The sequence below is a fragment of the Microbacterium flavescens genome (genome assembly GCF_018588945.1).
Taxonomy (GTDB): Bacteria; Actinomycetota; Actinomycetes; order Actinomycetales; family Microbacteriaceae; genus Microbacterium; species Microbacterium flavescens.
In genome coordinates this window covers 364,482-378,424 of the sequence record NZ_JAFIWA010000002.1, presented here as the reverse complement: position 1 = coordinate 378,424, position 13,943 = coordinate 364,482, and the positions used below count along the sequence as shown (strand labels likewise).

General features: G+C 70.0%; 12 protein-coding genes. 9 read left to right on the top strand and 3 right to left on the bottom strand.

What is annotated here, in order from left to right; translation table 11 throughout:
• Window positions 1–12: 12 nt before the first annotated feature.
• Window positions 13–645: a TetR/AcrR family transcriptional regulator gene (locus JX005_RS05505; protein WP_214466410.1), complete on the bottom strand. Its 633-nt coding sequence runs from the start codon at window positions 643–645 to the stop codon at window positions 13–15.
• 181 nt (window positions 646–826) lie between these two features.
• On the opposite strand from JX005_RS05505, the gene JX005_RS05500 reads away from it, so the two are divergent.
• The 6 genes from JX005_RS05500 to JX005_RS05475 all read left to right on the top strand — a co-directional run bounded on the left by JX005_RS05500 (window position 827) and on the right by JX005_RS05475 (window position 8,693).
• Entirely contained in the window at window positions 827–2,479 is a 1,653-nt protein-coding gene (locus tag JX005_RS05500; RefSeq protein WP_214466409.1) for an ABC transporter substrate-binding protein, read from the top strand.
• 146 nt (window positions 2,480–2,625) lie between these two features.
• Window positions 2,626–3,450 carry an ABC transporter ATP-binding protein gene (locus JX005_RS05495; RefSeq protein ID WP_214466408.1) on the top strand — a complete coding sequence of 275 codons (825 nt, stop codon included), beginning with the start codon at window positions 2,626–2,628 and terminating at the stop codon, window positions 3,448–3,450.
• A complete protein-coding gene (locus JX005_RS05490) occupies window positions 3,447–4,256 on the top strand; it encodes an ABC transporter ATP-binding protein (RefSeq protein ID WP_214466407.1) in 810 nt (269 codons plus the stop codon). Before JX005_RS05495 ends, JX005_RS05490 begins: the two co-directional genes overlap by 4 nt.
• Window positions 4,253–5,332, top strand: coding sequence for an ABC transporter permease (locus JX005_RS05485; RefSeq protein WP_214466406.1), 1,080 nt, complete (start codon window positions 4,253–4,255; stop codon window positions 5,330–5,332). Before JX005_RS05490 ends, JX005_RS05485 begins: the two co-directional genes overlap by 4 nt.
• Before the next feature lie 2 nt (window positions 5,333–5,334).
• Window positions 5,335–6,396 carry an ABC transporter permease gene (locus tag JX005_RS05480; RefSeq protein WP_214466405.1) on the top strand — a complete coding sequence of 354 codons (1,062 nt, stop codon included), beginning with the start codon at window positions 5,335–5,337 and terminating at the stop codon, window positions 6,394–6,396.
• Window positions 6,393–8,693 carry an exo-beta-d-1,3/1,6-glucosidase gene (locus JX005_RS05475; RefSeq protein WP_307858502.1) on the top strand — a complete coding sequence of 767 codons (2,301 nt, stop codon included), beginning with the start codon at window positions 6,393–6,395 and terminating at the stop codon, window positions 8,691–8,693. The genes JX005_RS05480 and JX005_RS05475 overlap by 4 nt, the downstream gene beginning before the upstream one ends.
• Window positions 8,694–8,718: 25 nt before the next feature.
• On the opposite strand, the gene JX005_RS05470 is transcribed toward JX005_RS05475, so the two are convergent.
• Complete coding sequence (locus tag JX005_RS05470) at window positions 8,719–9,741, bottom strand: DUF3027 domain-containing protein (RefSeq protein WP_214466404.1); 1,023 nt, start codon at window positions 9,739–9,741, stop codon at window positions 8,719–8,721.
• Window positions 9,725–10,108: a cold-shock protein gene (locus JX005_RS05465; protein ID WP_214466403.1), complete on the bottom strand. Its 384-nt coding sequence runs from the start codon at window positions 10,106–10,108 to the stop codon at window positions 9,725–9,727. The genes JX005_RS05470 and JX005_RS05465 overlap by 17 nt, the downstream gene beginning before the upstream one ends.
• A gap of 137 nt (window positions 10,109–10,245) precedes the next feature.
• Here JX005_RS05465 and JX005_RS05460 point away from each other — a divergent pair, with 137 nt between their 5' ends.
• From JX005_RS05460 to JX005_RS05450, 3 genes are read left to right on the top strand one after another with little or no spacing between them, the layout of a single operon-like run.
• On the top strand, window positions 10,246–10,512 hold the full coding sequence (locus JX005_RS05460) for a multidrug ABC transporter ATPase (RefSeq protein WP_214466402.1): 267 nt from the start codon (window positions 10,246–10,248) through the stop codon (window positions 10,510–10,512).
• A gap of 21 nt (window positions 10,513–10,533) precedes the next feature.
• Window positions 10,534–12,225 carry a helicase-associated domain-containing protein gene (locus tag JX005_RS05455; protein WP_214466401.1) on the top strand — a complete coding sequence of 564 codons (1,692 nt, stop codon included), beginning with the start codon at window positions 10,534–10,536 and terminating at the stop codon, window positions 12,223–12,225.
• Window positions 12,226–12,279: 54 nt separating this feature from the next.
• Complete coding sequence (locus JX005_RS05450; RefSeq protein WP_214466400.1) at window positions 12,280–13,938, top strand: DNA repair helicase XPB; 1,659 nt, start codon at window positions 12,280–12,282, stop codon at window positions 13,936–13,938.
• Window positions 13,939–13,943 lie beyond the last annotated feature (5 nt).

Genomic DNA, 13,943 nt, shown 5'->3' with positions numbered 1-13,943 from the left:
AGACGAAACGCGTCAGACGAGCGGCGACGGGGCGGGCTCGAGCACCGAGGCGACGATCGCCTCGATCGCGAACTCGGACGCGCGCCCGAGGTCGAGCGCCGTCGGGTCGAGCAGCCACTGCACCTGAAGGCCGTCCATCACGGCGAGGATGCTCGTCGAGGCATATGCCACCGTCTCGGGCTCGCTGATGCCGCGCTCGGCGCACACGACGGCGAACGCGTGGGCGACCTCGCCCCGCAGGGTCTCGTACCGCTTCTGGAAGAACGCGCGGCCGGGGTGGTCGTCGGTCACGGACTCGGCCGAGAGCACGGCGTAGGCCTGGACGATCCCGGGTCGCTCCGCGTTCGCGAACGCGGTGCGCACGAGGTGGCGGAACAGGTCCATGCCGTCGGGGATGTGCTGCTCCTCGAGGTCGGCCACATCGGTCTCATCACGATGTCGCAGCACCTCGAGCAGGAGGGCATCCTTCGAGCCGAAGTGATGCAGGATACCTGCGTGGGTCATGCCGACCTGGTCGGCGATCTCCTGAAGCGTTCCCCCGGTGAAGCCCTTCGCGCCGAAGATCTCACTCGCGGCGTCGAGGATGTCGCGGCGGCGCGCGAGAGTCTCGGGCCGCGAACGCGGCTGTCTGCGCTGCTCACTCAATGGCGTGCGCCCCCTCGACTCATCTGGCGGATCAAGATTCTACGCACCGGCCGAACGCGGGACCCTGCCGACACGGTTGCGATGGTTACTTACTTGGTTGTAAGTTTATCCGGCAATCACCCCCCACGACGTCGTGGTGGCTCGCGTGAGTACGCCGACGTCACATCACGAAGGAGAAGCAATGAGGCTTAGGTCTTCCCTCGCCGCCGTCGGCATCGCTGCGGCGATCGTGCTGACCGGCTGCGCAGCCGGCTCGGACTCGGGCAATTCCGAAACGGGCGCGGCGCTCACCATCGCCAAGCCCGACGGCGCCATCACCACGGAGTCGAACAACCCGTACCTCGGCGACTCGTCCGCCTCGAAGTACAGCTACGGCAAGGTCATCTTCGAGTCCCTCGCCCTCGTCAATCCGACCGGCGACCTCGGCACCACGCCGTGGCTGGCCGAGTCGGTCGAGTGGAACGACGACTACACGCAGCTCACCGCGGTGGCCCGCAGCGACGTCAAATGGAGCGACGGCGAGGACTTCACCGCCGAAGACATCGCCTTCTCGTTCAACCAGGTGCTCGACGGCAAGCTCAACGACACCAACGCCCTCGACCTCAAGAGCGTGAGCGTCGACGGCGACACGGTCACGATCGAGTTCAACAGCTCGAAGTTCACCCAGCAGGCCCGTGTGCTCCACTTCCAGATCGTGCCCGAGCACATCTGGAAGGACATCGAAGACCCGAACACCGACCCGCTCACCGGCGAGGGCCAGGCCGTGGGCACCGGTCCGTACGTGCTCGACTCGTGGACGACCGAGTCGGTCACCCTCACGGCCAACCCCGACTACTGGGCCGGCGAGCTCGCCGTGCCCGAGCTGCACTACGTCTCCTACGGCGACAACGCCGCCCTCACGACCGCCCTCGCGACCGGCGAGGCAGATTGGGCGCAGGCGTTCATCCCCCAGATCGAGGACAGCTACCTGTCGGCCGACCCCGACAACAAGTTCCTCGTCTCCCCCACTGCGGGCGCGGGAACGCTGTTCATGAACCTTCAGGCCGAGCCGTTCGACGACCCCGCACTCCGCCAGGCGCTCGCCTGGACGATCGACCGCCAGGCCTACGTCGACATCGCCCGCGAAGGCGCCAGCGAGGCCGTCTGGAGCGTCACCGGTCTGGGCGCCCTGCTCGAGGACGAGATCCTCCCCGAGTACGCCGGCCAGGAGTACTCGGTCGACGTCGACAAGGCGCGTCAGATCCTCACCGACGCCGGCTACACCTGGGACGGCGACACCCTCATCGACCCGGACGGCGCAGCGGTTACCTTCTCGATCTCGGTCCCCGCGGGCTGGAGCGACTGGAACACGGAGCAGGCGCTGATCGCCGAGGAGCTCAAGGAGGGCCTCGGCATCGAGGTCAAGGTCGACCAGCCCGATTGGGGCGGTTGGGATGCCGCGCGCCAGGAAGGCACCTTCCAGGCGATCATCCACTGGCTCGAGGACACCGGCAACGCGTACGGCCTGTACACGTCGACGATGGACCCGAAGTGGATCGTCGACGGCAAGGCGGCCTTCAACTTCGGCCGCTTCGACGACCCGGCGGTCACCGACGCGTTGAACACCTACGCGAACGCGGCGTCGGACGCCGACCGTGAAGCCGCGCTCGCAGTGATGCAGACGGCCTTCGTGGAGAACGTGCCGGCGATCCCGCTGGGTGCGCACCCGCTGCTGGGCGAGTTCAACACGCGCAACTACGTCGGCTGGCCTTCCGAGGAGGACCAGTACGCCTCGGCGGACCCGACGCAGCCTGCCGTCGTGCAGATCCTCACGCAGCTGCAGCCCGCCGATTGATCCACCGGGCGGGACGGATGCTGCGGCATCCGTCCCGCCCAAAGTCAGTACTGCTGCTGCGGCATCCGTCCCGCCCGAAGTCAGCACTGCTCCCGCGGCATCCGTCCCGCCCGCTCGTCAGCCTTCACGAAAGCGAACCAGCCTCGATGAGAGACCCCCTGCTCTCGGTCCACGACTTCTCGATCGTCTACGACGTCGATCCCCCCGTGCGGGCGGTCAAGAACGTCACCCTCGAACTCCAGCGCGGTGAGATCCTCGGACTCGCCGGTGAGAGCGGATGCGGCAAGACCACGCTCGCCTACGGCGTCCAGCGCCTGCTCAAGCCGCCGGCCGTCATCACGAGCGGCTCCGTGGTGTTCCACGACGCGTCCGGCGAGGACATCGACATCAACGGCCTCGAGCCGGAGGTGATGCGCCGCTTCCGCTGGGACAAGATCTCGATGGTCTTCCAGGGCGCGATGAACTCGCTGAACCCGATCGCCACCATCGGCTCCCAGCTGGAGGACGTCTTCGAGGTCCACCGCCCGCAGTTCTCCCGTTCGCAGCGACGTGAGGCAGCCGTCGAGCTGCTGGAGATCGTCAAGGTGGGCGCGCAGCGCCACCGCTCGTACCCGCACGAGCTGTCGGGCGGCATGCGCCAGCGCGTCATGATCGCCATGGCGCTCGCGCTGCGTCCGCAGCTGATGGTCATGGACGAGCCGACGACGGCCCTGGACGTGCTGGTGCAGCGCGAGATCCTGCGTCAGATCTCGCACCTGCGGCACGAGTTCGGTTTCTCGGTCATCTTCATCACCCACGACCTCCCGCTGCTGCTCGAGATCAGCGACCGCATCGCGATCATGCGCGACGGCGAGATCATCGAGCTCGACGCCGCGGAGCGGATCTGGACCGACCCGCAGACCGAGTACACGCGCACGCTGCTCGCCTCGTTCCCACGACTCACCGGAGAGAGGGGGGTGGTCCACCGATGACCGTCCTCGAATTCGACGCCGTCACCAAGGTGTACTCGGTGCGCGGCGCGGGGCAGATCAAGGCCCTCGACGACGTGAGCTTCACGCTCCGCTCGGGCCAGACGATCGGCCTGGTCGGCCAGTCCGGCAGCGGCAAGTCGACCATCGCGAAGATCCTCACCCAGCTCGAATGGCCCACGAGCGGCGAGGTCCGGCTCGACGGTGCACCGCTCCCCCGCCGCGGCAAGGCACTGCGCGCGTACCGCCAGCAGCTGCGCATGGTGTTCCAGGACCCGTTCGCGTCGCTGAACCCGTACCACTCGATCCGCTACGCCATCCAGCGGCCGCTCCAGCTCGACGACGTCGTGCCCAAGGACCAGCTCGACGACGAGGTGCGCCGCCTGCTCGGCCGCGTCCGCCTCGACGCCGACGCAGTGATCGACCGCCGGCCGCACGAGCTCTCGGGCGGGCAGCGTCAACGCGTCGCGATCGCCCGGGCTCTGGCATCCCGCCCGAAGCTCCTCGTCGCCGACGAGCCCGTCTCGATGCTCGACGTCTCGATCCGTCTCGGGGTGCTGAACCTGCTCGCCGACCTGCAGCGCGAGGAGGGGCTGGGCGTGCTCTACATCACCCACGACCTCGCCACCGCCCGCCACTTCAGCGACGAGATCCTCGTGCTCAACCAGGGGCGGGTCGTCGAACGGGGCCCCGCCGATGACGTCATCCTGCGTCCCCAGAACCCGTACACCCAAGAGCTGCGCGCGGCATCACCCGATCCCGACTCCTACTTCGCGCACGCCGCAGGCATCCTCGGAGGTGAGAAGTGAGCGCCGTCGCCCCCCAGCTCCCGGCCCCCGACTTCGACGCGATCGAAGCCGGCACGACGGCGACCGGCGCCGTCAAGAGTCGCGTCCGCGTTCCGTGGCGCTTCCTGGGCAACCGCGCCCTGTTCTACCTGTTCACGCTGTGGGCGGCCATCACGATCAACTTCTTCCTGCCGCGGCTGATGAAGGGCGACGCGGTGACCGCGTACCTCGCCCGCAATCGCAACGTCACCCCGGAGGCGGCGGAGGCGCTGCGCGCGCTGCTCGGGCTCGACACGGACACCTCCCTGTGGCAGCAGTACCTCGACTACTGGGGGCTGCTCCTGCGCGGCGACCTCGGCATCTCGCTGCTGCACGGCATGCGCCCGGTGACCGAGGTGGTCGGCCAGTCGCTGATCTGGACGGTGGGCCTCGTCGGCTTCGCGACGCTCATCGCGTTCGCGATCGGCACGATCGGCGGCGCGATCGTCGGCTGGCGCCGCGGCAGCCGGCTGGACGCGCTCATCCCGATCACCACCTTCCTGAGCACCATCCCGTACTTCTGGCTCGGACTGGTCGCCATCGCCGTGTTCTCGGTGATGCTCGGGTGGTTCCCCATCGGCAAGGCGTACGGCGTCGGAGTCGCACCGGAATGGTCGTGGGAGTTCATCGGCGAGGTCGTCCACCACGGCTTCCTCCCCGCCGCGACGATCATCATCGCCTCGATCGGCGGCTGGATGCTCGGCATGCGCAACATGATGCTCACGGTGCTCGACGAGGACTACGTCATGGTCGCGCAGGCGAAGGGCATGCCCAACAGCCGGGTGCTCTGGCGCTACGCCGCCCGAAACGCGGTGCTGCCCCAGATCCAGAGCTTCGCGCTCGCGCTCGGCTTCATCGTCGGCGGGACGATCGTCATGGAGGTGGTGTTCAGCTATCCCGGCGTCGGCAAGCTGCTGCTCGACGCCACCAACGCGAAGGACTACGCCCTCATGCAGGGAGTGTTCCTGGTCCTCACCATCTCGGTGCTGCTGGCGAACCTCCTGGCCGACGTGGCCTACGCATTCCTCGACCCGCGCACGCGCCAGACGGAGGCCTGAGCATGGACACGACCATCGTCAACGAGACCTCGGCGCAGCGCCCGGCGCACACGCCCGCGACCGCCACCGTCCGCAACCCCGCCCCCACCGGCAGCGCGCCGCGGAAGCCGGCCTTCTGGTCGAAGCTGGGCTCGGCCTTCGCGATGTTCCGCAACCGGAAGTCGATCGCGGGGCTGTCGATCCTCGGCTTCTTCGTGCTCGTCGCGATCTTCGCCGACGTGCTGGCCCCCTTCTCGCCCACGAAGGTCGACCACACGGCGCGCTTCCAGCCGCCGTCGGCTGCGCATTGGCTGGGCACCACCCACATCGGCGAGGACGTCCTGAGCCAGGTCATCCACGGCACCCGCGGCGTCATCGTCGTCGGGTTCCTGGCCGCGATCATCGCCACCCTGCTGGCGATCGTCATCGGGGTGATGTCGGGCTACCTGCGCGGATGGCGCAGCGAGGGCCTGTCGGCTCTGACGAACGTGTTCCTCGTGATTCCCGGCATCCCGCTGATCATCATCGTGGCGTCGATGTTCGAGGATCCGCCCCTCATCCTCATCGCGGGCGTGCTCGGTCTCATCGGCTGGGCCTGGGGCGCGCGCGTCCTCCGTGCTCAGACGATGTCGCTGCGCAGCCGGGACTTCGTGCTCGCCGCCCGCGCCAATGGCGAGCCGCTTCGTCGCATCATCACCGTCGAGATGCTGCCGAACCTCATGGCCCTCATCGCCGCGAGCTTCGTGGGCACCGTGACGGCCGCGATCATCGGCCTCACGACCCTGTCGTACATCGGCATCATCCCGGTCACGACCTACAACTGGGGCACGATCCTCAACTGGGCGAGCGCGCAGGGCGCATTCCGCCAGGGCCAGTGGTGGTGGTTCATGCCTCCGGGGCTGTGCATCGCCGCGATCGGCGTCGCCCTCTCGCTGATCAACTTCGGCATCGACGAGTACGTCAACCCGCGCCTGCGGTCGGCCGGCGAGCGCGCCCGCGCCCTCAAGAAGAAGGGCATGAACGTGAACGACACCGTCACGGCCGTCCGCACCGAGCCCGCGACATCCCGACAGGAGAAGCAGTGACCCACGACGCCCCCTACCTCGACCCCGAGCTTCCGGTCGAGGAGCGGATCGCCGACCTGCTGGGCCGCATGACCCTCGAGGAGAAGGTCGGGCAGATGCTGCAGCTCGACGCCCGCGAGGATCTCGACGACCAGGTCCTGCGGATGCACGCCGGCTCGATCCTGCACGCCTCGCCCGCGCGGGTCCTGCGCGCGCGGGACCTGACGCTGCAGACGCGCCTGCGCATCCCCCTGCTCGTCGGCGAGGACTGCATCCACGGTCACGGGTTCTGGGATGGCGGCACCGTCTTCCCGACGCAGCTCGGCATGGCGGCGACGTGGGATCCCGCGCTCGTCGAGCAGGTGGCACGCGCGACCGCCGCGGAAGTGTCGGCCACCGGCATCCACTGGACGTTCTCTCCCGTGCTGTGCATCGCGCGCGATCTGCGCTGGGGCCGGATCGACGAGACGTTCGGCGAAGACCCGCACCTGATCGGCGAGCTCGCCTCGGCCATGGTGCGCGGCTACCAGGGCGGCGGACTCGACGACCCCGACGCGATCCTCGCGACGGCCAAGCACTTCGCGGGGTACTCCGAGACCCAGGGCGGCCGCGACGCGAGCGAGGCGGATATCTCGCGCCGCAAGCTGCGGTCGTGGTTCCTTCCGCCGTTCGAGAGAGTGGCGAAGGAGGGATGCCGCACCTTCATGCTCGGCTATCAGACGACCGACGGCGTGCCGATCACGGTCAACGACTGGCTGCTCAACGACGTGCTGCGCGGCGAGTGGGGCTACACCGGCACCCTCATCACCGACTGGGACAACGTCGGACGCATGGTCTGGGAGCAGAAGGTTCAGCCCGACTACGCCCACGCTGCCGCCGCCGCCGTCAAGGCCGGCAACGACATGGTCATGACGACGCCCGGCTTCTTCCACGGCGCGCTCCTCGCGATCGAGCGCGGGCTCATGCACGAGCGCGATCTCGACCGCGCGGTGTCGCGCATCCTGCATCTCAAGTTCGAGTTCGGGCTGTTCGAGAACCCGCGCCTTCCCGACGCCGAGCGCATCGAGACGGTCATCGGCAGCTCCGAGCACGCCGCGCTCAACCTCGAGGTCGCCCGGCGCTCGCTCGTGCTCCTGCAGAACGACGGCACCCTTCCCCTCGGCGTAGGGGAGGCGCCCCGGCGCATCGCCGTGGTCGGACCCCTCGCCGACGACGCGCAGACCCAGCTCGGAGACTGGGCCGGATCGTCCGGCCAGGTCGACTGGCTGCCCGACGGCCAGCCGCGCGACCTCATCACGACGGTGCTCGACGGACTGCGCGCGCACGTTCCGCCGACGTGGGAGGTCGCGTTCGCGCGCGGCGCCGAGATCCTGACCCTCGAAGAGGATCCGGACGGCGCCTTCTTCCCCGACGGTCAGCCCCGGCCGCAGATCGTCGTGCCGGTCGCGCCCGACGCCGACCTCATCGCCGAGGCCGTCTCGGCCGCCGAGGCCGCCGACTACGTCGTGGCCGTCGTGGGCGACCGGGTAGAGCTCGTGGGCGAGGGCCGTTCGACAGCCACGCTCGAACTGCTCGGCGGTCAGCAGGCGCTCCTCGAGGCGCTCGCGGCGACCGGGAAGCCTCTCATCGTGGTCCTGCTCGCGTCGAAGCCGCTCGTGCTTCCACGATCGGTGACGGATGCCGCGGCCTTGGTGTGGGCGGCGAACCCGGGCATGCAGGGGGGTCGCGCGATCGCCGAACTGCTGCTCGGACTCATCGAGCCCTCCGGGCGTCTGCCGATCTCCTTCGCGCGCCACGCCGGCCAGCAGCCGACCTACTACAACCAGGTGCGCGGGCAGCACGGGTCGCGCTACGCCGACCTCACGCAGAGTCCCGCGCACGCGTTCGGCGACGGACTGTCGTACACGACCGTCGAGTACTCCGACCTGCGGATCGAGGAGTCCGCCCTGGACGTCGGCGACACCGTGCGCGCGAGCGTCACGGTGCGCAACACCGGTTCACGGCCCGCGCGCGAGGTCGTCCAGGCCTATGTGCGGGACAGCGTGACGTCGGTCAGCTGGGCCGACAAGGAGCTCAAGGGGTTCACCGTCGTCGACGTCGAGCAGGGCGCCGAGGCGACGGTCGAGCTCACGATCGCAGTCGCCGACTGCACCATCGTGGATGCCGAAGGCCGCCGTGTCGTCGAGGCCGGCGAGTTCGAGCTGCTGGTGGGCCCGTCGTCACGCGACGAGGCGCTCCTGAGCGCACGCTTCACGGTGTCGGCCGGACGTGCCGAGCGCACGGTCGAGACGCTGACGGCTGCGGCGCTCACCCCTTGAACCCCGGGGGCGGCGGCGCGGCGAGTCACTCCTTCGCGTCGTCGCCCTCGTCGGAGTCTTCGTCGTCCGAGTCGTCGTCGTCGTCTTCATCCTCGTCGTCGGAGTCGTTGTCCGACTCGTCGTCGTCCGAGTCTTCTTCGTCGTCGCCCTCGTCCGAGTCGTCGTCGTCGTCGTCGTGCTCATCGGAGTCGTCGTCGTCGTCGTGCTCATCGGAGTCGTCGTCGTCGTCCGAGTCGTCCTCATCGGAGTCGTCGTCTTCGTCGTCGTCATCCGAGTCGTCATCCGAGTCGTCGTCGGACTCATCCTCGTCCGAGTCGTCCTCGTCGCCCGAGTCGTCGAGCTCGTCGATGTCGACGCCGTCGAGGTCGCCGGCGTGGAGGATCGGCGAGCCGTCGTCGTCGAAGTCGGCGGCGTCGAGGTCGTCGACGTCGTCCAGCTCCTCGTCGTCGTCCTCGTCCTCCTCGTCGGCAGCGGCGTGCGGGGCCTCGGCGAGCGCCACCTGCGCGGCCTGATACTCGGCGAGCCGCACGGCCCACGGCACCCAGTCCGGGGCGAGAAGGGCGCCGTCACCGGGAAGGAGCTCAACTTCGAGCACGGTCGGGGCAGCGCCCTCGACGCGCGCGAGGCTCACGGTCCAGAACCACCCGGGGTAGCCGGCGAGACGGTTGTGGAAGCGCAGCGACACGACGCCGTCGGCCTCCGCGCGGTAGTCGGCCGCGTCGCCGATGCTCGTCGCCGGCGTGATCTCGCGCAGTGCGGCGAGCGCCAGGTCGTGCGCGGCGATCAGCTCGGGATCGGGCTCGGGAGCGGGCGCGACGACCTCGGCCTCTGCGACCTCAGCCTCAGCGGGCTCCGCAGGCTCAACGGCCTCAGCGACCTCGGCCTCGGCGGCGTCGACCTCACCGGAGTCGTCGGCCGAGGCATCCGTCACGATCTCCGTCGCCTGGGGAGCATCGTCCTCGACGGTCTCGGGTGCGTCGGACGGCGCGTCGCCGAGCGGCGACACGTCGACGTCGGGCGTCGGGTCGGATTCAGGCGTCGAGTTCATCCGCCACCTTGCGCAGCACGGCCGCCACCTTCTTGGACTGCGCGCTGCTGGGGTAGCGGCCCCGGCGCAGGTCGTCGGCGGTGCCGTCGAGCAGCTTCACGAGGTCTTCGATGATGATCGCCATGTCGTCGGCGGGCTTGCGGGACCGCTTCGCGAGGCTCACCGGAGCTTCGAGCACGCGCACCGACAGGGCCTGCAGCCCGCGCTTGCCGTCGGCGACGCCGAACTCGAGCCGGGTGCCCGCCTTGGGCGCAGGAGTGCCCGCGGGCAGGGCGGTGGCGTGCAGGAAGACGTCCTGGCCGTCATCGGTGGCGATGAAGCCGAACCCCTTCTCCTCGTCGTAGAACCTGACCTTGCCGGTGGGCATCGAGACCTCGCTGTGTACGGCGCCGGATGGGCGGCGGGCATGACGGAACAGGGATCCGCGGATCCCTGTCCCCCAGCCTACGGCACCGGGGTCACCCCGTCCCCGCGTCCAGCGGCACAGCCGCTAGGCTGAGGCGGATGAGTACGAACACGCCCGGTGAGGACATCCCGGTCCGCCGGATCGACCGGATTCTGGCGTTCATGTCGCTGGGTCTTCTCGTGCTCTCGATCGTCAGCTTCTTCGCGATCATGATCGCCTCGTCGTCGGGCGCCGACATGCGCACCGGCATCTGGCCCCTGGTCGGCGTGCTGGTCTACATCGCCCCGATCATCGCGTTCGCCATGATCCTCGCGGTCCTCATCATGAGCTTCGTGCGGAGGGCTCGGGCGAACCGAGGCGGCTGAGTGGTCTCCGACGAGCGGGCGATGGCGACCTGGTTGGCGGGTCGTCCTGACCATGCCCTCGCGGTGACGCTGGCAGCGCGCGGCGTGCCTGCCTCCTCTGCGTGGCACGACTTCTTCGACGCCGCGGAGGGGCTGCTGGATGCCGCATCCATCGACCGCGCCCTCGTGCGGCTCCCCCGCTCGGCCCTCGTCGGCCTCGTCGCCGACCCGCCGGCCATCGACGGTGCGCTGGAGCACCTGGCCCTGGTGAACGGCTCCGGCGTCCCGTACACCTCGGTCACCGAGAGGCTGGCCGAGCTGCAGTCCCGAGAACCCGGCGCGTTCGTCGCCGCTCCGGCGGCACCCGCCCCCGTTCCGGCCGACGAGCAGCACGCGGCGGCCGCCGCCGAGCGCGCGTTCACCACGGCCGGCTCGCTGGCCGACGTGCTCCTGGCATGCCTGCACGCGCCGTTCGCCCGCACCGGCGCCGGTTCGGTGAGCGCCGCCGAGCGCAAGCGTCTCCTCGACACCGGCGCGCTAGGCGATGCCGACGACGTCGAGGACCTCCTGGCTGCCGCCGCGATGGCAGGACTGGCGCTCCCCCGCGAGCGGCAGTGGGTCGTGACGACGCAGGGCGAATCGTGGCTCGAGGCGCCGACCGCCGAGCGCTGGACCATCATCGCGACCGGGTTCCGTGCCGCGCTGCCCGACGGCGTGCGCACCCCCGACGGCGGCTTCGCCGCTCCGGCGACCTGGGCCACCGCGTATCCGCTCGACCCCGACTGGCCGGCGCGGCTTGCACGTCTGCGCCGTGTGGGCGAGAGCTGGGGGCTCCTCAGCAGAGACGACCGCACCGAGTTCGTGTGGACGGCGGCTCTGCGCCGCGGCGAGCCCGCCGACGCGTCCGCGCTGGTGGCGCACCTGCCTGCCGAGATCGACCGCGTCTACCTCCAGGCCGACCTCACGGCCATCGCGCCCGGTCCGCTCGCGCCCCCGCTCGACCTCCGGCTCCGCAGCATCGCCGTGCGCGAGTCCCGCGCCCAGGCCTCGACGTACCGGTTCACCGCGCACTCGCTCGGTTCCGGCATGACCGAGGGCGAGACGGCGGGGTCGATCCGGGCCTTCCTGACGGAGCTGTCGCTGACCGGTATCCCGCAGCCCCTCGACTATCTGATCGACAGCACCGCCGCCCGGCACGGCCTGGTCCGGGTGCGCGATGCGTCGGGCCGCACGCGTGTGGAGAGCACGGATGCCTCGCTGCTCGAGGCCATCGCGATCGACCAGGCGCTGCGGCCCCTCGGACTCCTCCGCGACGGAGACACCCTGCTCTCGCGGGTCACCCGCGACGCCGTCTACTGGGCCCTCGCCGATGCCCGCTACCCCGTCGTCGCCCTCGACGAGGACGGGGCTCCCGAGCCGGTGCACCGCCGGGCGGCCGGCGTGGTGGAGGCGTCGCCGGCGGCTCCCGCCGACACCTACGCGCGACTGCTGAGCCTGCTGCGCAGCGGGCACGGCACCGAGGGCGAAGAGGGCTGGCTCGGCCGCGAGCTCGAGCAGGCGGTGCGCGCCCGGTCCGAGATCGTCGTCGTCGTGCGCATGCCCGACGGCTCCGAGCGCACCCTGACGCTGGAGGCGTCCGGCCTCGGCGGCGGCCGCCTGCGCGGGCGAGACCGGGCCGCAGACATCGAGCGGACCCTGCCGGTGTCGAGCATCGTCAGCGTGCGTCCCGCCTGAGCCTGCGCGCCCGCGACCGCCGGGGTCCGGTCAGCCCCGGTAGACTGGCTCGTTATGGCTGACGGCCCCCTCATCGTCCAGAGCGATCGCACCGTGCTGCTCGAAGTCGCCCATCCGGATGCGGAGAGCGCGCGACACGAGCTCGCGATCTTCGCCGAACTCGAACGCGCCCCCGAGCACATCCACACTTACCGCATCACGCGGCTCGGGCTGTGGAACGCCCGCGCGGCGGGTCACGACGCCACCGACATGCTGGCCACGCTCGACCGCTGGTCGCGCTTCCCGGTGCCGCCGTCGGTGTCGATCGACATCACCGAGACCGTCGGGCGGTACGGCCGGCTCGTGATCGAGCGCGCGCCGGTCGCCGAGGACGGTTCCGGCGGCGAGCTGATCCTGCGATCGACGGATGCCGCGGTCCTGGCCGAGGTGTCCAAGAACAAGCGCATCCAGCCGCTGCTCATCGGGCGCCCCTCGCCGGACGTGTTCATCGTCGACGCCTGGGCCCGCGGGCACATCAAGCAGGAGCTGCTGAAGATCGGCTGGCCGGCCGAGGATCTCGCCGGCTACACGCCGGGGACGCCGCATCCGATCGATCTCGCGGAAGACGGCTGGAGCCTGCGCCCCTACCAGCGCCATGCCGTCGACATCTTCACCGACGGCGGCTCGGGAGTCGTGGTGCTCCCCTGCGGCGCGGGCAAGACGCTCGTCGGCGCGGGGGCGATGGCCGCCACGAAGACGACGACCCTCATCCTCGTGACCAACACCGTGAGCGCACGGCAGTGGCGCGACGAGCTGATCAAGCGCACGTCGCTGACCGCGGAGGAGATCGGCGAGTACTCGGGGCAGTCCAAGGAGATCAAGCCGGTCACCATCGCGACGTACCAGATCCTGACCGCGAAGCGGAAGGGTCAGTACGCCCACCTCGCCCTGCTGGACGCCCTCGACTGGGGCCTCATCGTGTACGACGAGGTGCACCTGCTGCCCGCGCCGGTGTTCAAGCTCACCGCCGACCTCCAGGCGCGCCGTCGACTCGGACTGACCGCCACCCTCGTGCGCGAGGACGGCCGCGAGGGCGACGTGTTCAGCCTGATCGGACCGAAGCGATTCGACGCGCCGTGGAAGGAGATCGAGGCCCAGGGCTTCATCTCGCCCGCCGTCTGCTACGAGGTGCGCGTCGACCTCCCGACCGGCGACCGGCTCGAGTACGCCGCGGCCGCGGACGACGAGCGCTACCGGCTCGCCGCGACCGCACCGGCCAAGATCGGCGTCGTGCGCCGGCTCGTCGAGCGCCACGCCGGCGAGCGGATCCTCGTCATCGGGCAGTACCTCGACCAGATCGACGTGCTCGCCGAGGCGCTCGATGCGCCGAAGATCACGGGTGCGACGCCCGTCGACGAGCGCGAGCAGCTGTACCAGGCGTTCCGCGTCGGCGAGATCTCGCTGCTCGTGGTGTCGAAGGTCGCGAACTTCTCGATCGATCTGCCCGAGGCATCCGTCGCCATCCAGGTGTCGGGATCGTTCGGCTCGCGCCAGGAGGAGGCTCAGCGCCTCGGACGCCTGCTGCGCCCCAAGGAGTCGGGCAACACGGCCAGCTTCTACACGCTCATCGCCCGCGACACCGTCGACCAGGACTTCGCGCAGAACCGCCAGCGGTTCCTCGCCGAGCAGGGGTACGCGTACACGATCCTCGACGCGGACGGGATCGCGGCCTGATCCCG

What these genes read in the sequence shown, in the direction of transcription:
- JX005_RS05450 (WP_214466400.1), top strand. Translation starts at nt 12,280, where the DNA reads ATGGCTGACGGCCCCCTCATCGTCCAGAGCGATCGCACCGTGCTGCTC.
- JX005_RS05480 (WP_214466405.1), top strand. Translation starts at nt 5,335, where the DNA reads ATGGACACGACCATCGTCAACGAGACCTCGGCGCAGCGCCCGGCGCAC.
- JX005_RS05470 (WP_214466404.1), bottom strand. Translation starts at nt 9,741, where the DNA reads ATGAACTCGACGCCTGAATCCGACCCGACGCCCGACGTCGACGTGTCG.
- JX005_RS05465 (WP_214466403.1), bottom strand. Translation starts at nt 10,108, where the DNA reads ATGCCCACCGGCAAGGTCAGGTTCTACGACGAGGAGAAGGGGTTCGGC.
- JX005_RS05500 (WP_214466409.1), top strand. Translation starts at nt 827, where the DNA reads ATGAGGCTTAGGTCTTCCCTCGCCGCCGTCGGCATCGCTGCGGCGATC.
- JX005_RS05490 (WP_214466407.1), top strand. Translation starts at nt 3,447, where the DNA reads ATGACCGTCCTCGAATTCGACGCCGTCACCAAGGTGTACTCGGTGCGC.
- JX005_RS05460 (WP_214466402.1), top strand. Translation starts at nt 10,246, where the DNA reads ATGAGTACGAACACGCCCGGTGAGGACATCCCGGTCCGCCGGATCGAC.
- JX005_RS05455 (WP_214466401.1), top strand. Translation starts at nt 10,534, where the DNA reads ATGGCGACCTGGTTGGCGGGTCGTCCTGACCATGCCCTCGCGGTGACG.
- JX005_RS05495 (WP_214466408.1), top strand. Translation starts at nt 2,626, where the DNA reads ATGAGAGACCCCCTGCTCTCGGTCCACGACTTCTCGATCGTCTACGAC.